Source organism: Ruegeria sp. AE4 (genome assembly GCF_056542185.1).
The window spans coordinates 1-26,732 of the sequence record NZ_JBQFZK010000004.1 but is presented as its reverse complement, the minus strand read 5'-3'; the positions used below and the strand labels follow the sequence as shown (position 1 = coordinate 26,732).

22 protein-coding genes are annotated in these 26,732 nt (G+C 57.1%); 12 read left to right on the top strand and 10 right to left on the bottom strand.

Going from position 1 to position 26,732, the window contains the following annotated elements; genetic code table 11:
- Positions 1–92 precede the first annotated feature (92 nt).
- The 8 genes from ACR0EK_RS08105 to ACR0EK_RS08070 all read left to right on the top strand — a co-directional run bounded on the left by ACR0EK_RS08105 (position 93) and on the right by ACR0EK_RS08070 (position 12,299).
- Positions 93–1,526, top strand: a complete 1,434-nt coding sequence (locus ACR0EK_RS08105; RefSeq protein WP_480967734.1) for an NAD(P)-dependent oxidoreductase — start codon at positions 93–95, stop codon at positions 1,524–1,526.
- Positions 1,527–1,550: 24 nt separating this feature from the next.
- Positions 1,551–1,988 (top strand): GFA family protein, encoded by a 438-nt coding sequence (locus ACR0EK_RS08100; protein WP_480967733.1) that lies wholly within the window; start codon positions 1,551–1,553, stop codon positions 1,986–1,988.
- Positions 1,985–6,517, top strand: coding sequence for a glutamate synthase large subunit (gene gltB / locus ACR0EK_RS08095; RefSeq protein ID WP_480967732.1), 4,533 nt, complete (start codon positions 1,985–1,987; stop codon positions 6,515–6,517). Before ACR0EK_RS08100 ends, gltB begins: the two co-directional genes overlap by 4 nt.
- A gap of 181 nt (positions 6,518–6,698) precedes the next feature.
- Entirely contained in the window at positions 6,699–7,613 is a 915-nt protein-coding gene (locus tag ACR0EK_RS08090) for a Hint domain-containing protein (protein WP_480898529.1), read from the top strand.
- A 39-nt stretch (positions 7,614–7,652) separates the two neighbouring features.
- Positions 7,653–8,387, top strand: coding sequence for a monofunctional biosynthetic peptidoglycan transglycosylase (gene mtgA, locus ACR0EK_RS08085; RefSeq protein ID WP_480560690.1), 735 nt, complete (start codon positions 7,653–7,655; stop codon positions 8,385–8,387).
- 58 nt (positions 8,388–8,445) lie between these two features.
- Positions 8,446–9,111: an FtsZ-binding protein FzlA gene (gene fzlA, locus ACR0EK_RS08080; RefSeq protein ID WP_267363152.1), complete on the top strand. Its 666-nt coding sequence runs from the start codon at positions 8,446–8,448 to the stop codon at positions 9,109–9,111.
- Positions 9,112–9,185: 74 nt separating this feature from the next.
- Complete coding sequence (gene queG / locus ACR0EK_RS08075; RefSeq protein ID WP_480967731.1) at positions 9,186–10,223, top strand: tRNA epoxyqueuosine(34) reductase QueG; 1,038 nt, start codon at positions 9,186–9,188, stop codon at positions 10,221–10,223.
- A 72-nt stretch (positions 10,224–10,295) separates the two neighbouring features.
- Positions 10,296–12,299 (top strand): hydantoinase/oxoprolinase family protein, encoded by a 2,004-nt coding sequence (locus ACR0EK_RS08070; protein ID WP_480773105.1) that lies wholly within the window; start codon positions 10,296–10,298, stop codon positions 12,297–12,299.
- Between the two features lie 39 nt (positions 12,300–12,338).
- Here ACR0EK_RS08070 and msrA read toward each other — a convergent pair whose 3' ends face one another.
- From msrA to ACR0EK_RS08055, 3 genes are all read right to left on the bottom strand, one after another.
- A complete protein-coding gene (gene msrA / locus ACR0EK_RS08065) occupies positions 12,339–12,851 on the bottom strand; it encodes a peptide-methionine (S)-S-oxide reductase MsrA (RefSeq protein ID WP_209598908.1) in 513 nt (170 codons plus the stop codon).
- The gene (gene msrB / locus ACR0EK_RS08060) at positions 12,848–13,297 is read right to left on the bottom strand and encodes a peptide-methionine (R)-S-oxide reductase MsrB (protein ID WP_267363147.1); all 450 of its coding nucleotides are present in this window, start codon (positions 13,295–13,297) and stop codon (positions 12,848–12,850) included. Before msrB ends, msrA begins: the two co-directional genes overlap by 4 nt.
- A 125-nt stretch (positions 13,298–13,422) precedes the next feature.
- Entirely contained in the window at positions 13,423–14,307 is an 885-nt protein-coding gene (locus ACR0EK_RS08055; RefSeq protein ID WP_480898523.1) for a DMT family transporter, read from the bottom strand.
- Positions 14,308–14,489: 182 nt separating this feature from the next.
- On the opposite strand from ACR0EK_RS08055, the gene ACR0EK_RS08050 reads away from it, so the two are divergent.
- Positions 14,490–15,686: a BCCT family transporter gene (locus ACR0EK_RS08050; protein ID WP_480484607.1), complete on the top strand. Its 1,197-nt coding sequence runs from the start codon at positions 14,490–14,492 to the stop codon at positions 15,684–15,686.
- 99 nt (positions 15,687–15,785) lie between these two features.
- On the opposite strand, the gene ACR0EK_RS08045 is transcribed toward ACR0EK_RS08050, so the two are convergent.
- The 5 genes from ACR0EK_RS08045 to ACR0EK_RS08025 all read right to left on the bottom strand — a co-directional run bounded on the left by ACR0EK_RS08045 (position 15,786) and on the right by ACR0EK_RS08025 (position 21,154).
- On the bottom strand, positions 15,786–16,259 hold the full coding sequence (locus tag ACR0EK_RS08045; protein WP_480967730.1) for a GNAT family N-acetyltransferase: 474 nt from the start codon (positions 16,257–16,259) through the stop codon (positions 15,786–15,788).
- Between the two features lie 204 nt (positions 16,260–16,463).
- Positions 16,464–16,751 carry an HU family DNA-binding protein gene (locus ACR0EK_RS08040; protein ID WP_117871130.1) on the bottom strand — a complete coding sequence of 96 codons (288 nt, stop codon included), beginning with the start codon at positions 16,749–16,751 and terminating at the stop codon, positions 16,464–16,466.
- Between the two features lie 130 nt (positions 16,752–16,881).
- Positions 16,882–18,345 (bottom strand): AMP nucleosidase, encoded by a 1,464-nt coding sequence (locus ACR0EK_RS08035; protein WP_480915021.1) that lies wholly within the window; start codon positions 18,343–18,345, stop codon positions 16,882–16,884.
- Positions 18,342–20,144 (bottom strand): adenine deaminase, encoded by a 1,803-nt coding sequence (gene ade / locus ACR0EK_RS08030; RefSeq protein WP_480898518.1) that lies wholly within the window; start codon positions 20,142–20,144, stop codon positions 18,342–18,344. Before ade ends, ACR0EK_RS08035 begins: the two co-directional genes overlap by 4 nt.
- 140 nt (positions 20,145–20,284) lie before the next feature.
- On the bottom strand, positions 20,285–21,154 hold the full coding sequence (locus ACR0EK_RS08025) for a LysR family transcriptional regulator (protein ID WP_480898515.1): 870 nt from the start codon (positions 21,152–21,154) through the stop codon (positions 20,285–20,287).
- Positions 21,155–21,268: 114 nt separating this feature from the next.
- On the opposite strand from ACR0EK_RS08025, the gene ACR0EK_RS08020 reads away from it, so the two are divergent.
- Complete coding sequence (locus ACR0EK_RS08020; protein ID WP_480898513.1) at positions 21,269–22,024, top strand: class II aldolase and adducin N-terminal domain-containing protein; 756 nt, start codon at positions 21,269–21,271, stop codon at positions 22,022–22,024.
- 21 nt (positions 22,025–22,045) lie between these two features.
- Complete coding sequence (locus ACR0EK_RS08015; RefSeq protein ID WP_480487098.1) at positions 22,046–23,035, top strand: sterol desaturase family protein; 990 nt, start codon at positions 22,046–22,048, stop codon at positions 23,033–23,035.
- Between the two features lie 22 nt (positions 23,036–23,057).
- Here the strand turns inward: ACR0EK_RS08015 and ACR0EK_RS08010 are convergent, their stop codons facing one another.
- Complete coding sequence (locus ACR0EK_RS08010) at positions 23,058–23,690, bottom strand: class I SAM-dependent DNA methyltransferase (RefSeq protein ID WP_480487107.1); 633 nt, start codon at positions 23,688–23,690, stop codon at positions 23,058–23,060.
- Positions 23,691–23,777: 87 nt separating this feature from the next.
- Here ACR0EK_RS08010 and ACR0EK_RS08005 point away from each other — a divergent pair, with 87 nt between their 5' ends.
- Positions 23,778–24,623, top strand: a complete 846-nt coding sequence (locus tag ACR0EK_RS08005; RefSeq protein ID WP_480484604.1) for an SDR family oxidoreductase — start codon at positions 23,778–23,780, stop codon at positions 24,621–24,623.
- Positions 24,624–24,628: 5 nt separating this feature from the next.
- Here the strand turns inward: ACR0EK_RS08005 and ACR0EK_RS08000 are convergent, their stop codons facing one another.
- Positions 24,629–26,248, bottom strand: coding sequence for a GMC family oxidoreductase (locus ACR0EK_RS08000; protein WP_480967729.1), 1,620 nt, complete (start codon positions 26,246–26,248; stop codon positions 24,629–24,631).
- Positions 26,249–26,732 lie beyond the last annotated feature (484 nt).

The window sequence follows — 26,732 nt, the reverse complement described above, 5'->3', positions numbered from 1 at the left end:
AAATTCTCACAATAGGTCAGCATATATGACTTTTCATCCGTTTGCGCATCGCATAAAGAAATCCAACCAAGCCAATTCATGGAGTCTGACCCGTGGCCAAGCAACCGATGCTGAAATTTGTGCAGATCGACCGCGTCATGCCGGAAAAGCGTGCCGCCAATGACCGCAGAGAAGACTTTAACGAAATTTATGCCGAGTTCGCTGCCGAGAAAGCAGCAGAACAGGCCAGCCGTTGCAGTCAATGCGGTGTGCCCTACTGTCAATCGCACTGCCCGCTGCATAACAACATTCCCGACTGGTTGCGGCTGACTGCAACCGGACGGCTGGAAGAGGCTTACGAAACCAGCCAGGCGACAAACACCTTCCCCGAGATTTGCGGCCGCATCTGCCCGCAAGACCGTTTGTGCGAAGGAAATTGCGTGATCGAACAATCCGGCCACGGAACGGTCACCATCGGCACGATCGAAAAGTACATTACCGACACGGCGTGGGACAAAGGCTGGGTCAAACCAGTGGTCCCTGCGACAGAGCGCCGTGAAAGCGTCGGCATTATCGGTGGCGGGCCGGGTGGTCTTGCCGCGGCGGACATGCTGCGTCGGGCCGGTGTTCAGGTCACGGTCTATGACCGCTACGACCGTGCGGGTGGTCTGCTGATGTATGGCATTCCGGGCTTCAAGCTGGAAAAAGAAGTCGTCCAGCGGCGTAACGACCTGTTGGCGGACGGCGGTGTCGAGTTCGTATTGAACTGCGACGTGGACGCCGCAAAATTCGCTGAAATTCACGCAAAGCATGACGCCATCATCATCGCAACGGGCGTTTACAAGTCGAGGGATCTGTCCATGCCGGGCAGTGGTCTTGCCGGGATCGAGAAGGCAATCGATTTCCTGACCGCATCAAACCGTAAAAGCTTTGGTGACACTGTTGAGGATTTCGACAACGGACGGCTGAATGCCGAGGGCAAGAAGGTTGTCGTGATCGGTGGTGGTGACACCGCGATGGATTGTGTGCGTACGTCGATCCGTCAGGGCGCGACATCGGTCAAATGCCTGTACCGTCGTGACCGGACAAACATGCCGGGTTCGCAGCGCGAGACACAGAACGCCGAGGAAGAAGGCGTGGTATTCGAATGGCTCAGTGCACCCAAGGGGTTCACGGGCGACGACAAGGTTTCTGGCGTGATGGTGCAGAAGATGCGTCTGGGGCAACCCGATGCATCTGGTCGCCAGGCCCCCGAAGTGATCGAAGGCGCGGATTATGTTGAGGGCGCCGATCTGGTGATCAAGGCATTGGGTTTTGAGCCTGAAGACCTGCCCACCTTGTTCGGGCAGCCCGACTTGCCTGTCACCCGATGGGGAACGGTCAGGGCAGCATTCCAGACCGGGGAAACCGAAATGGATGGTGTGTACGCGATCGGGGACATCGTGCGCGGTGCCTCACTGGTCGTATGGGCGATCCGCGACGGGCGCGACTGCGCTGACGCGATCATCGACCGGTTCAACGCCAAAACTGCCGTGGCGGCGGAATAACCCCAGTTTTCAGGAGGGTTCGAAATGTCGGAACTTCAAGGCCAATGCATGTGTGGCGCGGTCACAGTCACCGCCACCCCTGTGCGGGATGCTCTGGGGGCGTGTCACTGTGATCAATGCCGGCGGTGGACCAGTTCGATGCTGGTGACCTTTCAGGCGAAAGAAGGCTATGCCGCGCTGGGCCCGGTCAAGACATTTACTTCGTCCGACTGGGCAGAACGTGCTTTTTGCGGCGATTGCGGATCCTCGCTCTGGTATCGGATCACGCTGCCGGGTGCGATGCACGGACAGACACAAATGGCGGCTGGCCTGTTTGAAAATGCGGCAGGTAACCCACTGAAACTTGAACTTTATATCGACAAAAAGCCCGAGGGATACGCGTTCGCAGGTGAACGTCGGCAAATGACCAAAGCCGAGGTCGAAGCCATGTATTCCCCCTCTGATGAAGGAGACAGCCAATGACCAAATATGATGCCGATTGGGTGCGGGCAGAAGAAGCAAAACGCAAATGGATGGCCGAAAATGGTCTCTATTCCGAGGCAGAAGAGCATTCTTCGTGCGGTGTGGGCCTTGTTGTGTCCGTGGATGGCAAACGGTCGCGCAAGGTGGTGGATGCCGGGATCGATGCCCTGAAAGCGATCTGGCATCGTGGAGCCGTGGACGCGGATGGCAAGACCGGCGATGGCGCAGGCATCCATGTGCAGATTCCGGTTCCTTTCTTCTATGATCAGGTTCGCCGCACGGGTCATGAACCCAAGCTGAATGAACTGATTGCTGTTGGTCAGGTTTTCCTGCCCCGCACCGATTTCGGCGCGCAGGAGCGGTGCCGGACCATCGTCGAAAGCGAAGTTCTGCGTATGGGGTACTACATCTATGGCTGGCGACACGTGCCGGTCGATGTGACTTGCCTGGGAGAAAAGGCCAACGCAACCCGCCCCGAGATTGAGCAGATCCTGATCTCGAACTCCAAGGGTGTGGACGAAGAAACTTTCGAGCGCGAGCTCTATGTCATCCGTCGCCGCATCGAAAAAGCGGCTTTGGTGTCGGGTATCTCGGGTCTTTATCTTGCGTCGCTGTCCTGCCGGTCGATCATCTACAAGGGTATGATGTTGGCCGAACAGGTCGCTGTATTCTATCCCGATCTCATGGACGAACGCTTTGAATCGGCATTCGCGATTTACCACCAGCGTTATTCGACCAACACGTTCCCGCAATGGTGGCTGGCGCAGCCATTCCGCATGCTGGCCCACAACGGCGAGATCAACACCCTCAAGGGCAACGTCAACTGGATGAAAAGCCATGAGATCCGGATGGCCAGCGGAACCTTTGGTGACTATGCTGAAGATATCAAGCCAATCATCGCAGGTGGTTCGTCAGATTCTGCCGCATTAGACTCGGTTTTCGAAGTGCTGGTGCGCGCGGGTCGGTCTGCCCCGATGGCAAAAACCATGCTGGTTCCGGAAAGCTGGTCCAAGCAGGCGGTCGAACTTCCGCAAGCGTGGCGCGACATGTATTCCTACTGCAACTCGGTGATGGAGCCATGGGATGGCCCGGCCGCGCTGGCGATGACGGATGGGCGCTGGGTCTGCGCCGGCCTGGACCGGAACGGGCTGCGCCCCATGCGGTACGTGGTGACCGGCGATGGCCTTGTCATCGCCGGGTCCGAGGCCGGAATGGTGCCGATCAACGAAGCCACCGTGACCGAAAAAGGCGCGTTGGGGCCGGGTCAGATGCTGGCGGTCGACATGAAAAAGGGCAAGCTGTACCGCGATACCCAAATCAAGAACAAACTGGCCCGCGCGCTGCCATTTGGCGAATGGGTTGGCAAGATAAACGATCTGGACGAAACGCTTGCGGGTGTGGCCGAAGCGCCGATCTTTGCGGGTGGCGAGTTGCGAAAGCGCCAGATTGCTGCGGGATACTCGGTGGAAGAGCTGGAACAAATCCTTGCTCCGATGGCGGAAGACGGCAAGGAAGCCTTGGCATCCATGGGGGATGATACGCCCTCGGCTGTTCTGTCAAAGCAATACCGCCCACTCAGCCATTTTTTCCGTCAGAACTTCAGCCAGGTGACCAACCCGCCGATCGACAGCCTGCGTGAATACCGCGTGATGTCGCTGAAAACCCGGTTTGCCAACCTCAAGAACGTGCTGGACGAAGACAGCAGCCAGACCGAGATCGTGGTTCTGGAAAGCCCCTTTGTCGGCAACGCGCAATGGGACAAGCTGGTTGAGAACTTCGATGCGCCGCTGGCGGAAATCGACTGTAGCTTCGAGGCTGGTCAAGGCGCATTAAGCGCGGCTTTGGCCCGTATCAGAGCCGAATCCGAAGAAGCTGTGCGATCTGGTGCCGGGCATATTGTCTTGTCTGATATGCGGTCGGGCGAGGATCGGGTTGCGATACCAATGATCCTCGCGACCAGCGCTGTGCATTCCCATTTGACGCGTCAGGGTTTGCGGACCTTCTGTTCGTTGAACGTCCGTTCGGCCGAATGTGTGGACCCGCATTACTTTGCCGTACTGATTGGCTGTGGCGCGACCGTGGTGAACGCGTATCTGGCCGAAGATTCTTTGGCCGATCGCATCGACCGCGGTTTGCTGGACGGAAGCCTGACAGAAAACGTTGCGCGCTATCGCGAGGCGATCGATCAGGGCTTGCTGAAGATCATGGCCAAGATGGGCATCTCGGTCATTTCGTCTTATCGCGGTGGTCTGAACTTTGAGGCCGTTGGCCTCAGCCGTGCCATGGTGGCCGAGTATTTCCCCGGAATGACCAGCCGTATCTCGGGCATAGGTATCAAAGGTATTCAGGCTAAGGCCGAGGAAATTCATGCCAAGGGCTGGAACAGCGGTCTGGATGTGCTGCCCATCGGTGGTTTCTACAAGGCGCGTAAGTCAGGTGAGACACACGCGTGGGAAGCGACCTCGATGCATATGATGCAGATGGCCTGCAACAAGGCTTCGTATGAGCTGTGGAAGCAGTATTCGGCCAAGATGCAGTCGAACCCGCCAATTCATCTGCGCGATCTGATGGATTTCAAACCGCTGGGCAAGCCGGTGCCGATCGAAGAGGTGGAATCGATCACCTCGATCCGCAAACGCTTTGTCACGCCAGGTATGTCGCTGGGTGCATTGTCGCCAGAAGCGCATAAAACACTGAACGTGGCGATGAACCGGATCGGTGCGAAATCCGACAGTGGCGAAGGTGGCGAAGACCCGGCACATTTCGTGCCTGAACCCAATGGCGACAACCCTTCAGCCAAGATCAAACAGGTGGCTTCGGGCCGGTTTGGCGTGACCGCTGAATACCTCAACCAGTGTGAGGAGCTTGAGATCAAGGTCGCTCAGGGTGCAAAACCCGGTGAGGGTGGCCAGTTGCCGGGTATGAAGGTTACTGACCTTATCGCACGCCTGCGCCATTCGACCAAGGGCGTGACGTTGATCTCGCCGCCGCCGCACCACGATATCTATTCGATCGAGGATCTGGCGCAGCTGATCTACGATCTGAAGCAGATCAACCCGCGCTGCAAGGTGACGGTCAAGCTGGTTGCGTCCTCGGGCGTCGGCACGATTGCTGCCGGTGTAGCCAAGGCGAAAGCGGATATTATCCTTATTTCGGGTCACAATGGCGGTACAGGCGCGTCGCCTGCGACCTCGATCAAATACGCTGGTCTGCCGTGGGAGATGGGCCTGACCGAGGCGCATCAGGTTCTGGCGATGAACAACCTGCGCGACCGCGTCACCTTGCGGACCGACGGTGGTCTGCGCACCGGGCGTGACATCGTGATGGCCGCGATGATGGGGGCCGAGGAATACGGCATCGGCACCGCCGCACTGATCGCCATGGGATGTATCATGGTGCGTCAGTGTCAGTCGAACACCTGTCCGGTGGGCGTGTGTACGCAGGATGAATCCCTGCGCGCCAAGTTCACCGGTAATGCGGACAAGGTGGTAAACCTGATCACCTTTTATGCGCAGGAAGTGCGCGAGCTGCTGGCCAGCCTCGGCGCGCGATCAATCGACGAGATCATCGGCCGAGCCGACCTGTTGGCTCAGGTCAGCCGGGGATCGGCTCATCTGGACGATCTGGACCTCAACCCGCTGCTGATCACTGTCGATGGGGCACATAACATCGTCTACAACCGCGACAAAGAGCGCAACGCGGTGCCGGATACGCTGGACGCCGAAATCGTTCGTGATGCGGCCCGGTTCCTGAAGGATGGTGAAAAGATGCAGCTGTCTTATGCCGTGCAGAACACACACCGGACCGTTGGAACCCGAGTGTCCAGCCATATTGTGCGGAATTTCGGGATGCGGAACACCTTTCAGGACGACCATCTGCATGTGAAACTGCAAGGCTCGGCCGGGCAATCGCTGGGAGCTTTTGCGGCCCCTGGTCTGAAGCTGGAAGTGTCGGGCGATGCCAATGACTATGTTGGTAAGGGCCTGTCCGGCGGTATGATTGTCGTGCGTCCACCGCAGGTCAGCCCGTTGAAAGCAGATGACAACACGATCATTGGCAATACGGTGCTCTATGGCGCCACCGACGGGTATCTGTTCGCGGCCGGTCGCGCCGGTGAACGGTTCGCGGTCCGGAACTCTGGCGCCAAGGTTGTTGTCGAGGGATGCGGTTCCAACGGGTGTGAATACATGACCGGCGGTGTCGCCGTTATCCTTGGAACGATCGGAGCCAACTTTGGCGCGGGCATGACAGGCGGCATGGCCTATCTGTATGATCCCGAAGGCAAGGCTGAGGCGCTGATGAATAGGGAAACGCTGGTCGCTTGCCCGGTCACTGTGGATCACTGGGAAGAGCAGTTGAAATCGCTCGTCATGCGCCATGCTGCTGAATCGCAAAGCCGCAAGGCCACTGACATTCTTCAGCACTGGGAAGTGGAAAAAGGCAACTTCCTGCAGGTTTGCCCGAAGGAGATGCTGAACAAGCTCAGCCACCCGCTGAGTGTTGAAGCCAAAGCAGTTCCGGCGGAATAAGCCGAAACCTATTGTCTCTAAAAGCCCCGCGTGTCATTTGCACCACGCGGGGTTCGTATGTTAACGACGTTTCAGTGCAGGTCTTGCCCGTTTATCCGAAAATCGCCAATCTTTCTTCACACTCAGGCGACAATCATGGGCCGATCTAGGCGCCAGATGATAAGCAAACAGGGGCAACCGGATGCCAACACCGTATCAGGATCAGTTTTATACTTTCGATCCAGCAAACCCGCCACCTGCGGGAACGGCAGTCACTGTTAGCAGCTTCACTTTGATCGATGCAGACGATGACAACGAAATCGATGCACCGAGCGGCGACACCGTCAACGGTCAGGACGTCACGAATTCCTGGCCAGGGGACACTGTTACCATCAACGTGGCGGGCGTCGGGAACGTAACCTATACCGGCACCACGTTTTATCTGGCTGACGGATCTCGGGTTTTCACACCGACAGACGGCCAGGTCCTGCAGCCGGGAACATTTGTTTCAGCCACCTTCGTCAACACACAGGGGCCGCTGAATGTCGGCAATCTGGGTCCGCCCTGTTTCACCCCGGGCACCATGATAGCGACCCCGGAAGGCGAACGTGCGGTTGAAGATCTTGAAGTCGGCGATCTGGTCACGACCGTGGATCATGGCCCCCAGCCTTTGATCTGGGTTGGGCGTACAGTGGTGGCGGCCGAAGGAAAGCTGGCCCCGATCCGGTTTGAGGCCGGAGTGTTCGACCTGGATCGTCCGCTGCTTGTTTCGCCTCAGCATCGGATGCTGGTTGAAGACTGGCGGGCCTCGTACTTGTCTGGGAACGCTGAAGCGCTGATTCCGGCACATGCTCTGGTCAATGGAAAAACGGTGACCCGGGTGGAAGGCGGCGAGGTGGAGTATTTCCACCTTTTGTTCAAGCAGCACGAGATCGTCATCGCCAATGGCGCCAAAAGCGAAAGCTATTATCCGGGGCACGCGTTGTCGGCCTCGGACCGCGAAACGCAGAGCGAGGTCCTGCACTTGTTCCCTGAACTGGCAGGTCATGATCCGATGTCGGTAGAAACCGCACGACCGGTTGTTCACCCGCGCGAAGCGCGCGCTTTCGCGATTTAGGCCGTTTCAAACCCGGACCGCGCGTCGTATAGCTGAGGCATGGCGAAGAAAGCAGCCCGCAAATCAAGCGGTAAGAAAAACAAGGCATCCAGCAGAAAAACACCTACGGTGCGTCAGATTCGCCGTTGGCTGACTCGTGCGGTTGCGGCAATTGCCGGAGCTTTGCTTGCGATAATCCTGTTGTATTCGGTTGTGAACCCACCCGTAACCCATACGATCTGGTCGGAATGGCGCCGTTTGGGAAAGGTTGAGCGCGAATGGGTGCCGATCGAGGACATGGCTCCGATCATGGCGCGTTCGGTCGTGGCAGCAGAGGATGCAAATTTCTGCCTGCACTGGGGATTTGACGTAGAGGCCATTCGCGATGCGCTTGAGGATGGCGGGAATCGCGGCGCCTCGACGATTACACAGCAAGTTGTGAAGAACGTATTTCTTTGGCAAGGGCGCAGTTGGATACGCAAGGCGTTGGAAACTTCGATCACACCTGTGGTCGAGATTTTCTGGAGCAAGCAGCGAATTCTCGAGGTCTATCTGAACGTTGCCGAAACCGGGAATGGTGTTTTTGGGGTCGAGGCTGCCGCGCAACGGTATTTCAACACCAGCGCCTCAAAACTGACCCCAGTTCAGGCGGCGCGGATTGCCGCCATTCTGCCGTCACCGCGCAACAGATCGGTCACTGACCCGACGGCGCAAACGCGCAGGCGGGCGGCATCTATTCTGGATGGGGCGGCCACCATCCGCGCAGATGGTCGCGCAGATTGTTTCGAGGATTGAAACCCGTCGCCTGCCAAGGCTAAATCTGTCGGGTACTCACTGGTTCGATTGGAAGCCCATGGCGCGTCTGTTTCATGTTCCCCTCTCTCCATATTGCCGCAAGGTTCGGCTGTCTCTGGCGGAAAAGAAGATCGAGGTTGAGCTTGTCGAAGAGCGATACTGGGAACAGGACCCCGACTTTTTGCGCCGTAACCCCGCGGGTAAAGTACCAGTATTGCGTCTGGACGGACAAATGATGTCGGAAAGCGCAGCGATCTGCGAATACATCGAAGAAACCCGTCCCGAACCGCCATTGATGCCAAAAAGCCCCGAAGCCCGATACGAAGTGCGGCGCCTTGTTGGTTGGTTTGACGACAAATTCCACCATGAGGTGACGTCGAAGCTGCTGTACGAACGGGTAAACAAAAAAGTGACGGGTCAGGGCTATCCGGACAGCAAGAACGTCAAACAGGGTGCCAAGGCCATCAAGTACCACCTGGATTATATGGCATGGCTGCTGGATCACCGCCGGTGGTTGGCCGGTGACCAGATGACATTGGCTGATTTCGCAGCAGCGGCGCATCTGTCTTCGCTGGACTATATCTCGGACGTGGATTGGAACCGCAGTCAGGTGGTCAAGGATTGGTATGCGAAAATCAAATCACGCCCTGCGTTTCGCTCTATTCTGGCGGATCAGGTGCCGGGTTTCCGGCCGCCGCCCCATTACGCTGATCTGGATTTCTGATAGGGTGCGCCAGGGGGGCTGTCTGCCCCCCATCGCGCAGATGCGCGATTCCCCCCGAGGATATTTTTGGCCAGATGAAGAGCGGATCTGATTTGAAGGAAAAGCTGGTACAACAGGCCCTTGAAGAAGGGTTTGTTGCGTGCCGTGTCTGCCGCCCGTGGGATGTTCCAGAAGTTCCCGAGCGTTTGGCCGCGTACCTGGGTGCCGGGTATCATGGGCAGATGGGATGGATGGCCGAACGAACGCATTGGCGCGGTGATCCTGCAGCCCTTTGGCCCGAGGCGCGATCAGTGATCATGCTGGCCGAGAGTTACACGCCGGAACATGACCCGACAGACGTCTTGAAGCAACGCGGCCACGGGGCGATTTCTGTCTATGCGCAGAACAAAGACTATCATGATCTGGTCAAAAAGCGACTGAAGCGTCTGGCGCGGTGGCTGATTGCCGAGGCGGGCGGCGAGGTTAAGGTGTTTGTTGACACTGCACCCGTGCCAGAGAAAGCCTTGGGGCAGGCCGCCGGGTTGGGCTGGCAGGGGAAACACACAAATCTTGTCAGTCGGGAATGGGGTAATTGGGCCTTTATAGGGTCTGTTTTTTCAACATTGGATATACCCGCTGATTCTGCTGAGATTGATCGCTGCGGGTCTTGTCGGGCCTGTTTGGACAGCTGCCCCACGGACGCCTTTCCAGGCCCGTATCAATTGGATGCACGGCGGTGCATCTCCTATCTGACCATCGAACATAAAGGCCCTGTAGAGCTTGAACTTCGCGGAAAGCTGGGCAATCGAATCTACGGCTGTGATGATTGCCTGGCAGCTTGCCCGTGGAACAAGTTTGCGGTTGCCGCAAGTGACATACGCTATGCCGCGCGTGAAGATCTGGCAGCGCCTGCGTTGGAAGAGCTGGTGGCACTTGATGATACCTCGTTCCGAGCGAAGTTCTCTGGCTCACCCATCAAACGGATTGGGCGCGACCGGTTTGTGCGCAACGTGCTTTATGCCATTGGAAACTCGGGGCAGTCGAAACTGAGGGCTGCGGCCCAGAGTTTGACAGATGACCCGGATGAAACCGTGGCAGACGCAGCGCGCTGGGCGGTGGAACAACTTTCATAATTGCCGCAAACAGGCTGGACGTGTCGGCCCCAATCGCTACACCAATCTGCAGCGAACAGTAAGGAGAACCCGATGGCGCTGGCTTTGGGGGTGGATACGGGTGGAACCTATACCGATGCGGTACTGATCCGGGATGAAAAAGAGGTCATAGCCTCGGCCAAGTCCCTGACCACACGCGCGGATTTGGCAATTGGTGTGGGCAAGGCGATTTCTGCCGTTCTGGAGCAGGCGAAAGTTGCGCCGGATCAGATTTCAATGGCGTCTTTGTCCACAACATTGGCGACTAATGCCTTGGTCGAAGGGCAGGGCGGGCGCGTTGCGTTGATCTATATCGGATTCAAAGACAGCGACCTTGAAAAGCACGGTTTGAAGGACGCGTTAAAAGGGGACCCGTCCCTGGTTATGTCTGGTGGGCATTCTCATTCTGGCAGCGAAGCTGCGCCATTGGACGTTGCCGCGCTGGAGCAGTTTTTAGACTCTCATAAAGGGATTTCTGGCTTTGCCATAGCCGCTCAGTTTGCCACCCGTAATCCCGCGCATGAACTGGAAGCCGCACGGATCGTTACGGAAAGAACCGGGGCTCCGGTAACATGTTCGCATCACTTGTCGGCAAAGCTGAATGGGCCGAAACGCGCCGTGACGGCCGTGTTGAATGCGCGGCTGATCGGGATGATCGATCGTTTGATCGGGCGTGCGCAGGACCAGCTGCGCGAGTTGGGGATAATGGCCCCGATGATGGTCGTGCGCGGTGATGGGGCGTTGATGAGTGCTGAACAGGCGCGTGAACGCCCCATTGAAACGATCCTGAGCGGACCAGCCGCGTCAATTGTAGGCGCGCGCTGGTTGACCGGCGCAGAGAATGCGTTGGTGTCGGATATTGGCGGCACGACAACTGACGTGGCGTTGATCCGTGACGGTAAGCCCGCGATAGACTCGGCCGGGGCACAGGTGGGCGGGTTCCGCACAATGGTCGAGGCAGTTGCGATGCGCACCCATGGCCTTGGAGGTGACAGTCAGGTGCATGTCGTGACCGAGGGGTTGCAGGGCGGTGTTTTTCTGGGGCCGCGCCGCGTTCTTCCGGTGTCCCTGATCGCCTCGGAAGCGCCCGAGATCGTCCATGCCGTTCTGGACGAGCAATTGCGGGCCACGACGGTGGGTGAGCACGATACGCGCTTTGCCCGTCGCGTGCCGGGAATACGTGACGACGGTATAGATGTGCGAGAAGAAGCCCTGTTGGAGCGGTTGGGAGATCAGGTTCTGCCGATCGGTTCCTTGCTTCGGTCCCGAATGGAGAGCGGCGCATTGACCCGGTTGGTGGACCGCGGGATCATTCAGATCTCGGGCGTGACGCCGTCGGATGCCAGCCATGTACTGGGGCGGGTGGATGCCTGGGATGCGGACGCCGCCCGTAAGGCACTTGAACTGGTCGCGCGCAAACGGGTCGGGTCCGGAGATATGTTGGCAAATTCCGCCGAAGCGCTGGCGCAGATGATCGTGGACCAGTTGACAGAACAGACCAGTTTGACCTTGTTAGAGGCTGCTTTTGATGAGGAGCCAGACAGTTTCGGGCATTCGCCGCAGGAGCTGGCGCGGCATATCCTGACACAGCGCGGATTGGCGCAGCATCGCGGTTTGTTGTCGCTGACCGCAGCCCTGAACGTTGATGTTGTGGGACTTGGGGCATCTGCCCCCAGCTATTACCCGGCGGTTGGTGAACGGCTTCACTGCCGGATGATACTGCCGGAACATGCGGGCGTAGCCAATGCGATTGGCGCTGTCGTGGGGCGGTTGACCTTACGGCGAACGGGCACGGTGACAAGTCCTGCCGAAGGGCGGTATCGTGTACATCTCGAGGGCGGGCCCAAGGATTTTTCCGCATCAGAAGATGCGCTGGCTTTGCTGGAAAATGTTCTGAGGTCGGAAGCTGAAGGCGCGGTGCGCGAAGCCGGTGCAGAAGATATCCGGGTGATCGTGGATCGCGACATCAAAACCGCGCGGGTCGAGGCCAATGATGTGTTTGTCGAAGCAATGATCACGGTCGAGGCGAGCGGGCGACCGCGGGTTGCGGCGGGCTAGCCCCTCTGACTCGTTCAGAGGGGCCGGGCAGGTGGTGCATTATTCTGCGGCGCTGGCACGTTTGGGAAGAACCCAGTCCTGGCGCGGGAAGTGGCAGGTATATCCGTTCGGGATACGCTCAAGATAATCCTGATGCTCGGGTTCGGCCTCCCAGAAATCGCCGACGGGTTCGACTTCGGTTACGACTTTTCCCGGCCACAAGCCGCTGGCATTCACGTCTGCGATTGTATCCAGGGCGGTTGCTCTTTGGGCTTCATCGACGTGGTAAATCGCGGAACGATAGCTCATGCCTCGGTCGTTGCCTTGTCGATTCACCGTGGTCGGGTCGTGAATCTGGAAGAAAAATTCCAGCAGGTCGCGGTAACTGATTAGCGATGGGTCAAACCAGATTTCGATCCCTTCGGCGTGGGTGCCGTGGTTGCGATAGGTGGCGTTGGGCACATCGCCTCCGGTATAGCCCACCCGAGTTCGCAAGACGCCTGGCAGCTTGCGGATCAGGTCCTGCATACCCCAAAAGCAGCCTCCGGCCAGTACAGCACGTTGTTCAGTCATTGGATTTCCTCCACGTGGATCAGGAATTCGGCGTAACCTTCAGCCTCCATCTCATCCCGATGGATGAACCTGAGCGAGGCCGAGTTGATGCAATATCGCAGGCCGCCATGTTCTCGCGGGCCGTCGGGGAAGACATGCCCCAGATGGCTGTCGCCGTGTTTCGAGCGAACCTCGGTCCGGATCATACCATGTGTCGTGTCGCGAAACTCTTCCACATGCTCATGGATGATCGGCTTGGTAAAGCTGGGCCAGCCACATCCGGATTCGTATTTGTGGGTCGAAGCAAACAGCGGTTCGCCTGACACGATGTCCACGTAGATACCCGGTTCCTTGTTCCCCAAATACTTGCCTGTCCCCGGCCGTTCGGTGCCGTTGCGTTGGGTGACGTGAAATTCTTCGGGCGAAAGCGCCGCAATAACCGTGGGGTCTTTGGTGTAGCGTGTCATGGATCCTCCGGCTGATTTGACGTTTGTGCCATTATCTGGGGGCTGCCGTACAGAAAGCAAAGCGATATTTCAAAGCGCTCTCACAGTCGTGCAGTCGGTCAGACGCAAACACGTAGGTCCTTGCGTTAGGCCGAAGTCGTTTTGCCGGCAGGTTGGCGTGACAGCTGAACAGCAAGAATACCCAATGTCGTGACTGTAACGCCAATTGCGTCCATCGCGCCCAGTTTCTCGCCCAACAATATGGCCGCAATCGTGACACCGAATACCGGATTCAAAAAATGGAACGTGGCTGCGCGGATTGCGCCGATGCGATCCAGAAGAAGGAACCAGATCAGCGTGGCTAGCAGCCCAGGAAACAGGGTTGTGTAAGTGAACGCCAAGGCCAGTGGCAGCGTCGGGTGGATGAAAATGGTCTCAAAGATCGGCGCGGCCACGAACAACATGGCTGAGCCTACAAGCATCTGTAGACCCACGACCATCATGAAGTTACCGCCCGAAGTCGCGCCGCGAACCGCGAGGGTGGCAAAGGTCAGCGCCAAAGCTCCGATGCCGCATAGCGCGACGCCGAAAATGTCGACACCAGCACTGATCCGGCTGCTCATGATCAGGGCGACGCCAGTGAATCCGGCAAACAATCCCAAAATCCCGAGAGGGCGCAGTTTCTCGCCAAAAATCAGCCACCCTGCCAGCGCCACCAGCAAGGGCATTGTGGACGCGATAATCGCCGCGACCGAGGCTTCAACCGTCTGCATCGCGTAAAAATTCAGACCCAAATAAAGGGCATTTTGGCAAGTTCCGAACAGGATCGTTGCCCGCCATTGGTTCCGGGTCAGGTGCCAACTTTGCCCCATCGCCCGGGCAATCAGAACCCCCAGACCCCCTGAGATCAAAAACCGCAGAGCCAACGAAAACAAAGGAGAGGCGTCTGCCACGATGATCCGCGCCGAGGTAAAGGCAGACGACCAGATCAGGGCAAAAGTAAGCCCCATGGCTATGGCGCGCAGATCCATGGAGACCCCCTGTCACTTTGCGCGGACTGTCCCCGATTTTCCGATGGGTCGCAAGCGCTGCGCGTCAAAAAAGACACATCCGTGATGCAACGAAAGTCACGAGGATGTTTTTATTGATTGACTGAACAATTAAAGTTATCGGCTCCGGGATCTGACATATCAAGGGAGGGTTGTCGGTGCTTCTGGAGTACATTCTATCTTTTGGCGTTCTGCTGGCGTTGGGCCTGGTCGCGTTCTTCGTAGTGAAGTGGTGGAACCTGCGCTGCGTTGGCGTTACACCTGTCCACCTTTTCACGTTCATCGCGATTCTGTTTACGTCCGGTCTGGATGTTGGCCTGATCATGTTCCCGCTGACAGAATTTGGTGGCTATGCCGAAGATCCGGCCTATGCCTTTGCTAATCCACTGGCGATCGAGTTCGGTTTCTGGGGATTTCTGATCTGGGCGTTTTACTTCCTGACAGCCTTCTATTTCTGCGTGATCGAACCCCGCGTGAACTTCTTTGAGATTCCGCTGGTCAAGCTGATCAACAACGTCGTCATCATCGGCACCTGCGCCTTTACCGCCAGCCTGTTCCTGATCTACCTGCCTGGCTACCTGCCAGAGGTCGGAGATGGAGAATCTGTTGTTACCACCTTCTACGTCATCGTGTTTGTGGTCATTCTGGCGGCGGCATACTCGTCGACCGATTTGAAATATGTGCGCATCCTGTCGGTCGGTTCGACCTTTCTGTTCCTTGCACTGATTCTGGGTATGTGGGCGGCCGCTGGCATGGGAATGACCGGGTTTATCGAAACCGGCAGTAACATTGGTGCCTATTTCACCAATGTGCACAAATTTGTCCTGCCGCTGACCGATTATCATGCCTTCTACTTGTTCTGGTGGTTTGCTTGGTCAATCATGATTGGCCAGTTTACTTCGCGCTTTGTAGGCGGTTTGAAGACCTGGCAGCTGCTGGCGGCGTTGTTGATCTTCCCGTCGATCCCGCTGGGGATATGGTTCACCGTTCTCTACTACTATCACCTGAACGGCATCAGCACCGCAGGCATCACCAATATCGCGATGGTAATCGTGGGCGTGACGTTTGTGATCAACTCGCTGGACTCGCTGATTAGGCTCTATACGGACAACCTGAACATGACCGCCGAGCGGTTTGGCAAGGCGACCTATGTCGCTGGCAACGTCGCGCTGCTGTTTGTGCTGACGCTGCTGTTCCAGAGTCAGTGGTTGCAAATCCAGTGGATCGGAGCTGTCGTAGTCGGTCTCTACCTGGCTTGCGTGGTCTACATCCTGGTCACCAAGCGCAAAGAGGTGATGAGTATCGACGCCATGCCGGAAGATCGCGATCTGGACTTCCACAAGGTTGAGACGATTCACTGATTGTTTCGAACCTACCAAACCAAAAGCGGGCCTCGACATTGGGGCCCGCAGCCGTTTTTGGGCACTGCCCGATCCGGCCCTCATCCCTTGCCGTTCACTTCAGTTCGTGTCGAGACGATATTTGAGGAAACTGTGGCCAGCGTAGTCTACTTGCCCAACAGAATAAGCGCCGAGTTTGGTCATTGCGCGCAGTTTCGTGCGTGAAGGCGGCAGCAAGAATGTCACGAACGGAATACGATTATCCTGCTTTGCGAATGCGATGGCCTGACGTGCTATTTTGGCACCCAGTCCAAATGAACTGGGCTTCAAGACCAACCCGAAATCCCACTCTTCACCTTCTTTTTGAAAACCACCCCATCCCACATATTGCCCGCGGTGCAGAATTGCCCAATGACCTAGGCCGTCCCGCGCCCAACACGACTCTTTCGCGTGAATGAAACCGGCGACTGTTTCCTCATCCCAATCCTGCGTCAGGAGAGGCATGTGTTCGGCAAGAATTGGATTTCTCATATGCGCCAGTATCTCAGGTGCTGAGACGAGGGGCAGTCGCGTGAAGGTTATATCCTGTTCCATAGAACTGGGATTTAGCTGGCCAAGCAGGAAATCAACGGGTTGTCCGTAAAAAACGTGCCAAGGACAACCGGTGTTGGATTGTAGCCTTTAGTTACAGCCTGATGCCTTATCACATAATTGCGCGGGCCGTAGGATGTAAAGTTTAGACACAAAAAAAGGGGCCGCGTAACCGCCACCCCTTTATATGGTTCCAAGCGCTTGAGATCAGCCGTTCACGCTGTCTTTCAGTGCTTTCGCGATGGTCATTTTCACAACCTTGTCGGCTTCTTTGGTGAAGGTTTCACCGGTTGCCGGGTTGCGGACCTGACGCTCAGGGCGTTCGCGGCAGTAGATTTTGCCGACGCCAGGCAGGGTCACTGCACCACCTGCGGAAACTTCGCGCGTGATCAGGCCGGTGATGGCCTCAAGCGCAGAGTTCGCGGATTTCTTATCGGTTCCCATTTCCTCAGCGAGAGCAGCAACCAGCTGAGTCTTTGTCATAGGTTTTGCCATTTCTTGGTCTCCTTAACGTGCCCGATCTATAGGGCCTCACCGCGTAACTGTAACGGGATATTGTGGCCAAACACAACGAATAGTAGCGCAGAAACCCCTAAAAATATGGGGAAAACGTTGCTTTTTTGCGTCAGAGGAAGGCAGTTTCGTCGAAGGAACGCAATTTCCGGCTGTGCAGACGCTCCAACGGCATGCCGCGCAGGTGCTCCATAGCGCGTATCCCGATCATCAAATGACGCCCCACCTGAGTGGTATAAAAGGACGAGGCCATGCCCGGCAGCTTTAGTTCGCCGTGCAGGGGCTTGTCCGACACGCACAGCAAAGTGCCGTAAGGAACGCGAAAGCGATAGCCGTTCGCGGCGATTGTGGCGCTTTCCATATCCAACGCGATGGCCCGCGACTGGCTGAGGCGCTGAACCGGTCCGGATTGATCGCGCAGTTCCCAGTTGCGATTGTCGACCGATGCAACTGTTCCCGTCCGCATGATCCGCTTCAGTTCATACCCTTCCAGCTCGGTCACTTCGGCCACGGCGCGTTCCAGCGCGACCTGAACCTCGGCCAGGGGCGGGATGGGCACCCAGACCGGCAGGTCATCATCCAGAACCTTGTCATCACGTAGATATGCATGGGCCAGAACGAAATCACCCAATGCCTGTGTGTTGCGCAACCCGGCGCAATGGCCAACCATCAGCCACGCGTGCGGGCGCAGAACCGCGATATGGTCGGTTGCTGTTTTGGCATTCGACGGGCCGACACCGATGTTCACCAAAGTAAGACCCGAACCATCTTCACGCTTCAGATGATAGGTTGGCATTTGCGGCAGTTTCAGCGGTTGCTCGATTTCTGCGTCCGGCTCCGTGATCTCAACATTCCCGGTCGAGACAAAGCTGGTATACCCGCTGCTGGGATCAGCCAACTGCTCACGGGCGTAGTTTTCGAATTCCGAAACATAGAACTGATAGTTCGTGAACAGAACGTGATTCTGAAAATGCCGGGCATCTGTCGCTGTGTAATGTGCCAGTCGCGCAAGTGAATAATCGACCCGCTGGGCAGTAAACAATGACAAAGGCCCGACGGCGTCTTCATTTTCATGCACACCGTTGACGATGTCGTCATTCGTGGTGGTCAGATCCGGCACGTCAAACACGTCACGCAGGGTGAAAGCAGCCGCACCCTGATGCGGCACAACCAGATCTGACGTATTAGCCACGGCAAAATGCACCGGAATCGGTGTGTCCGACGCTGCAATCGTCACCGGTTGGTCATGATTCTTGATCAACAGGGCAATCTGCTGGGTCAGGTAGGATCGGAACAAATCCGGGCGCGTCACGGTTGTAGCGTGAACGCCGGGCTCTGACACATGTCCAAAACTCAGGCGGCTGTCGACTTGTGCATAGGTCGATGTCTTTATGCGAATCTCTGGGTAATAGGCTCTGTATCTGGCAGTTGGCGCACCATCTTGCAGTACCTTCGAGAAGCTGTCGCACAGAAATTCCGTTGCTTGAGTGTAAAGCTCCTCCAGTCGCGCAACTGCGGCTGCGGGATCGGTGAACTGTTCTGGCGAAAGGGCTTCAGGTGTCAGGAGTGTCGTCATGCCAAGGGTTCCAGAAGATCAACTTTTTCGAATGTGCGCACGTCAACCAGCCCGAGATCAGAAATCCTGAGTTCCGGTATGACGACCAACGCCAGCAGCGAATGTTGCATATACGCGTTGTTCAGATTGCAGCCACATTCCTGCATGGCCTGAACCATCCTGTCCGCCTTGGCCGCAACTTCGGCGGCCGGGCTGTCGGACATTAGACCGGCAATGGGAAGTTCGACCATCGCCAGTTCCTGGCCGTCCCTAAAGATCGTGATACCGCCACCCACCTCGGCCAGTCGATTCGCGGCCAGCGCCATCTGTTCACGGTCGGTGCCGACGACGATCATGTGGTGACTGTCATGCGCCACGGTCGAGGCCATGGCCATTTTTCCCTGATATCCAAACCCCGAGACAAAGGCGTTGGTGACGCCCCCTGTCGCCTGGTGTCGTTCGACCAGTGATATCTGGCATACGTCACCCTCACCTTCAACAAGCCCGCCAATAATCGGCAATTCGGCTTTCAGCGCTTTTGTGGGGGCCTGGTTTTCTACCACGCCAATGACGTTGGCCCTTACCTTGTTTGCGCCCGTCGGCGCCGCGATCTCAAAATCGGACGCGGCCAGTTCCTGCTTCAGATGAACGGTGCGACGTGCCTTGTCGGGCCAGTTCAGATGGGGGCAATCAACCTTGATCACCCCGTTTTCCGCAACAACCTTCCCGCGCGCTATGACCAGTTCGACCGGCAATTCGGTCAGGTCAGAGCTGAGGATGATATCCGCCCGTCGTCCCGGCGTGACCGATCCGATCTCGCGTTCTAGACCGAAATGCGTGGCGGTGTTGATCGTCGCCATCTGCACGGCCACAAGCGGGTCACAGCCGCAGGCAATCGCGTGGCGCACGACGCGGTTCATATGCCCATCATTGACCAGCGTGGCAGAGTGGCAGTCATCCGTGCACAGGATGAAATTGCGCGCATCCAGACCTTTTTCGGTGACCGCGGTAATCTGGCTTTCAATGTCATACCAGGCCGAACCCAACCGCATCATCGACCGCATTCCCTGACGGACCCGTGCGATGGCATCCGCTTCGCAGGTGCCTTCGTGGTCATCGGCAGGTCCACCAGCCACATAAGCCGCGAAATCAGGCCCTAAATCAGGGGATGCGTAATGTCCGCCGACGACCTTGCCTGCCCGCTGCGTGGCCGCAATCTCGGCCAGCATTTTGGGATCTCCGTGAATCACGCCGGGGAAGTTCATCATTTCCCCCAAGCCGATGATCCCGGGCCAATTCATTGCCTCGGCCACGTCTTCGGGGGTGATTTCATAGCCTGTCGTCTCTAACCCCGGTGCAGAGGGCGCGCAGGACGGCATCTGAGTGAAGATGTTGACCGGCTGCATCATTGCTTCGTCATGCATCATGCGCACACCGTCCAGCCCCAACACATTGGCGATCTCGTGCGGGTCGGTGAACATACTGGTTGTGCCATGGGGGATAACTGCGCGGGCAAACTCGGCAGGGGTCAGCATCCCCGATTCGATGTGCATATGCGCGTCGCATAAGCCGGGCAGGATAAAGCGGCCTTGCGCGTCGATAACCTGTGTCTCTGGTCCGGTACAATGCGAGGCGTCGGGACCGACAAATGCAATACGGCCTGCAGCGATTGCAACTGAATGGTTCGGCAGCAGTTCGCGGCTGTGCACATTTACCCAAGTCCCACCCTTTATTGCCGTATCTGCTGCCTCACGTCCGGCAGCAACTGCGATCAATCGGGGGGCGACATCGGGCCAAGTTGGGAAGGGTGTGTTTTCCATGGCTCAACTTTCACGAATGCGCGCGCGGGTGCAACCCCGGTTCTTTACTACTGCCGACGGATCACAATTCTGCAAATCTGCCCGACCCGGTCGTCGAAAGCTGACATAGGCGCTGACAGCGCGCAGGAACCCGCCCGGGTTTACGTTTCGGACCCGAATTCTCGTCGTATCCAGTTCGCAAAGGTAACCGCTCCGGGCGTGTCCTCGGCCTGAGGGGAGAGCAGCAGATAATACGCCTCGGGCATCGGGGCGCGATGCTCAAATGGTGCGACTAGTCGTCCCTGATCGATCAAATGACCTGCGATGGTGTCATGGGCCAGGCACAGGCCACCTCCGGCCATCGCAGCTGACAAACAAACCAGATAGGTTGTCGCGTAGGTAATAGGCGGATTCTGCCAATTCAGAGCCTGATCTTCAGCCCACGTCGCCCAGTTGGTCAACAGGTTGGAACAGTCAAACAGAGGTTTTTCCTGAAGGTCATGCAGGCACACCTGATACCCCGGAGCACAGACGGGATAGTAATATTCAGAGCGCAGCATCTCTGTCCGGGTTGTATCTGAGGGTCGAAGGGAATACCGGATCTCGACTGCTGCGCCTTCAGCCATCTCGCGCGGTTCCCACAGCTCGGTGAAGATGTTCAGCTGAACATCCGGGTGTTCAGCCTGAAATAATGGCAGACGCGGGGCCAGCCAGTTCACGGCAAAACTGATGTTGCACTGCACCTGGACCGCATTCTGTTGCGCGCCAGTTACCGCCTGAGTGCCCCGTATCAGTGTTCGAAACGCCTCGCGCACCACCGGCAAATAGGTGATTCCGGCCTCTGTCAGCTCAAGCGCCTTCGGGCGTCGCAGGAACAGTGGCTGACCCAGATGGCCTTCCAGTGATTTGATCTGCTGACTGACCGCACTTTGCGTCATGTTCAGATCCCGCGCCGCACCGGTGAATGACAGATGGCGGGCTGCGGCTTCGAATGTGCGCAGCCAGCCAAGCGGGGGAAGCTTGTTTTGCATCGGCATAACTCCGGCATAAGTTCAGCTAATGGGATAGTTGCGTTTTTTTCGTTGGTCAAATTGCCGGACCAAATGCAGGCTTTGGTCATTCGAAGATATCAAAGGACGCATCACATGAGTCTCACCAACCTTCGCCCCAATATCGATCATTGGTCAGAACGTGTGGACATGGCTGCAACCTTTCGCTGGACAGCCCGGCTGAATATGCATGAAGCCGTTGCCAACCATTTCAGTCTTGCTGTGAACAAAGACGGGACGCAGTTCCTTATGAACCCCAATCAGGCGCATTTCTCGCGTATTCGCGCGTCTGATCTGTTGTTGTTGGACGCCAACGATCCGGATGTGATGTCCCAACCCGGTGCACCTGATCCCACGGCCTGGGGCCTGCACGGTTCGATCCATCGCCACTGCCCGCACGCGCGTTGCGTCATGCATGTGCATTCGATTTTCGCAACTGTTCTGGCCTCACTGGCCGACAGTACGCTTCCGCCAATCGATCAGAACACCGCGACCTTCTACAACCGCTACGTTGTTGACGAAGAATTTGGCGGGTTGGCTTTTGAAAGCGAAGGAGAGCGGTGCGCCGGGATGCTGGCTGATCCGAAGAAGAAGGTCATGATCATGGGCAACCACGGGGTTCTGATTACGGGCAGTGACCCTGCAGATACCTTTAACAGGCTCTACTATTTCGAGCGCGCTGCCGAAACATACATCCGGGCACTGCAAACAGGCCTGCCCCTGCGGGTGCTGTCGGATGAGATTGCAGAGAAAACAGCGCAGGAACTGGACGACTACCCCGATCAGGCGGAAGCGCATCTTCGAGCGATCAAGGAAATACTTGATGCAGAAGGCTCGGATTACGCAACCTGAATGCAAGACAGAGTGACCAACATGCGAGATTCCACGCAGGACCCCGAAGCTGCCCGCTGGCATTACCACCCCGACGGGCCAGTGGGTCTCAACCCGCTGTTCAGTTGGCCACCACGTCCGGCGGCCGTGCTGAAATGGTACAGCGGAGCGTGGTTGCAAATCACCGCCCTGACACTGTGCATGACCTTGGCCGTCATCGCCTATGCGTTCTTTTTCCCTGCGTTAGAGACGATGAAAAGCTTTGCGCCCGGATGGATGTTTCGGATCTGGTTGCTGAATATGGTGCCGCAAACTCTGGTAGCAGGAAGCCTGCACTGGTGGCTGTACATGCGCAAAGGGCAGGGGATGTACAAAAAGTTTGATCGCAGGGACCTGACACGGGACAACGGAACATTCACATTCCGCAATCAGGTCTGGGATAACATCTGGTGGACGCTGGGCAGCGCCATGACGGTGGCGACCATTTACCAGTGGGTCATCTTCTGGGCGATGGCAAATGGCTGGGTTCCGACGATTACCTGGGCCAGCGCGCCGGTCTGGTTCGTGGTTTGGATGTTGTTTATTCCCATGTGGTCCGGTCTGCATTTTTACTGGGTGCACCGGCTGGAACATCATCCCAGGCTTTATAAACTTGTGCACGCGGTCCATCACCGCAATGTCAATACCGGGCCATGGTCAGGGATTTCGAATCACTGGTATGAAAACATGCTGTATTTCACGACGTATTTCATCCACCTGATCGTGCCTTCCCATCCGCTGCATGTGTTGTTTCACAGCTCGTTCCAGCAGGTCAGCCCGATACTGTCCCATTCTGGGTTCGAGAAGCTAAAGGCCGGTGAGACCGAAGCCGCGCGGGCGGGCGACTTTTTTCATCAGCTCCACCACAGGTATTTCGAGTGCAACTACGGCACATCCGAAATTCCGTTCGACAAGTGGTTTGGCACCTATCACGATGGCTCAGCCGAGGCGACGACACGCACGAGGGCCTACAAAAAGCAGATGTACACTTGACGCGGCTGGTTCTGTCCGGGGACTAAACCCGCTCGAACAATGCAATGAAGGCCGTGTCATCCTTATTGGGTCCTGCGGCAAGATCGCCATAGATGCGAACCTCGGGCAGGGTCAGGTTGCGGATCTGGTCCTGTTCCAGTTCGTGCAGCTTGCCCTTGAAGCCCATCTTTTCGAAATGGCGGGCGTTTATTGACAGGGCGAACGTAGCGCCTGATCGTGCGACGCGAAGCAGCGCAGGCAACACTTCGGGACCCAGGTGGCCATGTGTGAACGTGCCAGATGACACGATGCCGGAATAGCTGTCTGGCGGAACCGGGATGCCATGGGTCAGGTCAGCCTCGATCGCGTCCCGGTAGATATCCTTGCGCATAGCCTGTTCCAGCATCTCTGAACTGATATCCGTGGCATCAATCGGGCCAACACCAAGCCCAGACAACACCGCGCCGCACAGGCCCGTTCCCGCTCCGACATCCAGAACCGGCCCCTGACCGCCCGCGCCCACAAACGCCCGCGCGGTATGGGTATGAAGCTGATAATCCTCACGCGCGGCAAAGCTGTCGTCATAGTCCCCGGCCCATTCCGCATAAAGGCGTTTGTTATCGTCCGGAGAGCTCAGCGCGTAGGCAGAATGCAGGTCTGGTTTCTTTTTGCTCATATCCACAGAAAGGCGCATCAGAAGATTCGATTCAAGTGCGTCCATGCGGCGCTTGCATCCCGATGCGCTGAAGCCCATCAACGGTGCATGACCAAGACACTCTTCTCATTTGGCCACGGCTATTCTGCGCAGGCCCTTTCCCGAATTCTTGCCCCGAAAGGCTGGCAGATTTTTGGCACCACACGAGATGGCGAAGGCACAGATGCGATACGTGCCTCTGGCGCGGACCCGCTGATCTGGCCCGGTGAGGTTCCAAATCTGGATCGGGTGACGCATTTGCTGATCTCAACGGCACCGGGCGAGGCGGGCGATCCGGTACTGGCGGCGCTGGGCGACGAGATCCGAAAACGAGCAAGTCAGTTCACTTGGGTGGGTTATTTATCGACAACGGCTGTTTATGGCGATCACCAGGGCGCCTGGGTTGACGAAGACACCCCGCCAACACCGACCGCCAAGCGTGGAAAGTGGCGCATGCTGGCTGAAGAGCAATGGGCGGCTGTGCCGGGCCTGCCTGTTCACATCTTCCGTCTGGCAGGGATTTACGGCCCGGGCCGTGGGCCGTTCTCTAAGCTCACACGCGGTGGGCTGCGGCGTATCATCAAGCCGGGGCAAGTGTTTTCGCGTATCCACGTGGATGACATTGCGCAGGTTCTGCAAGCCTCGATGACAAGGCCGAATCCGGGCAGTGTTTACAATGTCTGCGACGATGAGCCTGTCCCGCCACAGGATGTCATCGGGTATGCCGCCGAGTTGCAGGGGCTTCCTCTGCCCCCGGCGGTTTCATTTGACGAGGCCGATCTGACACCGATGGCGCGCAGTTTTTATAACGAGAACAAACGCGTCCGAAACGACCGGATCAAGGATGAGTTGGGTGTCGAATTGATCTACCCGAACTACCGGGTGGGGTTGGAGGCGCTGATGAAGGACCGGTAGGTTCTTTACTGCGCGGCTGCCTTAATCATGTCCGAGGCTTTTTCCGCGATCATTATTGTTGGCGCGTTTGTGTTTCCCGACACCAGCGTTGGCATCACCGACGCATCAACTACACGCAGCCCCTCAATCCCCCGCACCCGAAGTTCGGGATCCACAACCGCCAGATCGTCGGTACCCATCTTGCAGGTGCCGACCGGGTGATAGATCGTATCGGCGCGGGCGCGGATATGCCCCTCCCAATCGGCGTCAGATTTGGCCGTATCGGTTCCGAACATCTCTTTATGCCGATATTTGGCCAAAGCTGGCGCTTGCAGGATGTCTCGCGTCATTCGCGCGCCTTTGATCATGGTGTCCAGATCGCGTGCATCTGCAAGAAATCCCGGGTCGATGACAGGCATTGCCATTGGGTCGGCGCTGCTCAGGCCAACGGTTCCCCGGCTTTCCGGGCGAAGCTTGCAGATATGACAGCTGTACCCGTAACCGTAATGCAGTTTGCGGGCGTGATCATCGACCATTGCGATGGTGAAATGCAGCTGGATATCCGGGCGCTCCAGCTCGGGTGAAGTTTTCAGAAACGCCGCGCCTTCGGCAAACGGAGTGGCCGCCATTGACACACCGGTCTTGCGCCACTGATGGATGTGCTTCAGCAGTCGCACTGCCGCTGTTGCGCCGATCCCAAAGTTGTTCGTGTCTTTGGTCCGGTAGGTCAGAGTAAAGTCGAGGTGGTCCTGCAGGTTCCGCCCTACACCCGGTAGTTCGTTGAGAACAGCGATCCCGTGCGGTTCTAGATCAGCGCTTGCTCCAATCCCAGAGATTTGCAGCAGCTGCGGTGTTTTTAATGCTCCCGCGCACAGCAGAACTTCGCGAGTGGCGGTAACGGTGGTGTCTGCCTCTTTGCCTTTGACCCTGAAAACAACGCCAGTTGCGCGCTTACCCTGAAATACCAGCCCTTTCGCATGGGCATGTGTAATGATCGTCAGGTTCGGACGGTTGGCAATCGGGAACAGGTAACCCGCAGCCGCCGAGCACCGCTCTCCATTCTTTGTCGGGTCATGAAACTGCGTTACCTGATACAGCCCGACACCTTCGTTATCGCCTCGGTTGAAATCTTCAGTATGACGGTGTTGGAGTTGCTGCGCGGCTTCAATGAACGCGCGGGTGATCGGGCGAGGTTCTTTTTGCTGTGACACCTGTAACGGGCCCTTGTCACCATGCCAGCTGTCTGCGCCAAGCTCATTGTTCTCGGACCGTTTGAAATACGGCAATACGCTGTCCCAATCCCAACCGTCGCAGCCCTGATCGGCCCACCCATCGTAATCCTGCCGCTGACCCCGGACATAAAGCATCGCGTTGATCGCGCTCGAACCACCCAGTGCTTTGCCGCGGGGTTGATATCCCCGGCGTCCGTTCAGCCCGCGTTGCGGTATGGTTTCAAAAGCCCAGTTGTTTATTTTGGGTCGTCCCGGAAGGGCTGCCACGACAGCTGCCGGCACCCTGACAGTCAGACCGTTTCCGTTCCCACCAGCTTCGAGCAGGCAAACGCGTGAAGCCGGGTTCTCGGTAAGGCGGTTTGCAAGAACGGATCCTGCCGACCCGCCGCCCACGATGATATAGTCGAACTGCATGCTGGCTTTCCTACTATCAGAACCATTTTGCGCCGGTCCGCTGTTCGCCATCCGAGCCAGGCTTTCCTGAGACTGCGTCAATTGAGTGAAAAAACAATTGTGACCTGAAGTCAGTTTTCATGTGATCTTCGACATTCAGCGAAAGGGTGCGCCCGCGCCGATCGAAAGACTCAAGATAGATATCGATGTCGTCGTTTGCTGTCGGGGTCGACGATTCCAGCCAAAGTGCAGATTTCACCCTCTTCTTCTGATGAGCCCTCACCTGAAATGGCCGACGAAAATCGCGAAACAACCACTAAGTAACTGATTTATTTTATTTAATTAAATTCGTTGTGAGAAATGTGAAGTTTTTTCAAAATGGGGGTTGCAGGTCGGAAGCCTAATCCGTAAATACCCCTTCACCGGCGCAACTGAGGTTGGCCTGACGGACTGGAAAGACGGTTGAGACGCACCGGAGAGACGGTGGGCATCTGAGGTTGAGGTT

Bases quoted from the DNA above. Each gene is read 5' to 3' on its own strand.
- ACR0EK_RS08100 (WP_480967733.1), top strand. From the start codon at position 1,551: ATGTCGGAACTTCAAGGCCAATGCATGTGTGGCGCGGTCACAGTCACC.
- gltB (WP_480967732.1), top strand. From the start codon at position 1,985: ATGACCAAATATGATGCCGATTGGGTGCGGGCAGAAGAAGCAAAACGC.
- ACR0EK_RS08090 (WP_480898529.1), top strand. From the start codon at position 6,699: ATGCCAACACCGTATCAGGATCAGTTTTATACTTTCGATCCAGCAAAC.
- mtgA (WP_480560690.1), top strand. From the start codon at position 7,653: ATGGCGAAGAAAGCAGCCCGCAAATCAAGCGGTAAGAAAAACAAGGCA.
- fzlA (WP_267363152.1), top strand. From the start codon at position 8,446: ATGGCGCGTCTGTTTCATGTTCCCCTCTCTCCATATTGCCGCAAGGTT.
- queG (WP_480967731.1), top strand. From the start codon at position 9,186: ATGAAGAGCGGATCTGATTTGAAGGAAAAGCTGGTACAACAGGCCCTT.
- ACR0EK_RS08070 (WP_480773105.1), top strand. From the start codon at position 10,296: ATGGCGCTGGCTTTGGGGGTGGATACGGGTGGAACCTATACCGATGCG.
- msrA (WP_209598908.1), bottom strand. From the start codon at position 12,851: ATGACTGAACAACGTGCTGTACTGGCCGGAGGCTGCTTTTGGGGTATG.
- msrB (WP_267363147.1), bottom strand. From the start codon at position 13,297: ATGACACGCTACACCAAAGACCCCACGGTTATTGCGGCGCTTTCGCCC.
- ACR0EK_RS08055 (WP_480898523.1), bottom strand. From the start codon at position 14,307: ATGGATCTGCGCGCCATAGCCATGGGGCTTACTTTTGCCCTGATCTGG.
- ACR0EK_RS08045 (WP_480967730.1), bottom strand. From the start codon at position 16,259: ATGGAACAGGATATAACCTTCACGCGACTGCCCCTCGTCTCAGCACCT.
- ACR0EK_RS08040 (WP_117871130.1), bottom strand. From the start codon at position 16,751: ATGGCAAAACCTATGACAAAGACTCAGCTGGTTGCTGCTCTCGCTGAG.
- ACR0EK_RS08035 (WP_480915021.1), bottom strand. From the start codon at position 18,345: ATGACGACACTCCTGACACCTGAAGCCCTTTCGCCAGAACAGTTCACC.
- ade (WP_480898518.1), bottom strand. From the start codon at position 20,144: ATGGAAAACACACCCTTCCCAACTTGGCCCGATGTCGCCCCCCGATTG.
- ACR0EK_RS08025 (WP_480898515.1), bottom strand. From the start codon at position 21,154: ATGCAAAACAAGCTTCCCCCGCTTGGCTGGCTGCGCACATTCGAAGCC.
- ACR0EK_RS08020 (WP_480898513.1), top strand. From the start codon at position 21,269: ATGAGTCTCACCAACCTTCGCCCCAATATCGATCATTGGTCAGAACGT.
- ACR0EK_RS08015 (WP_480487098.1), top strand. From the start codon at position 22,046: ATGCGAGATTCCACGCAGGACCCCGAAGCTGCCCGCTGGCATTACCAC.
- ACR0EK_RS08010 (WP_480487107.1), bottom strand. From the start codon at position 23,690: ATGAGCAAAAAGAAACCAGACCTGCATTCTGCCTACGCGCTGAGCTCT.
- ACR0EK_RS08005 (WP_480484604.1), top strand. From the start codon at position 23,778: ATGACCAAGACACTCTTCTCATTTGGCCACGGCTATTCTGCGCAGGCC.
- ACR0EK_RS08000 (WP_480967729.1), bottom strand. From the start codon at position 26,248: ATGCAGTTCGACTATATCATCGTGGGCGGCGGGTCGGCAGGATCCGTT.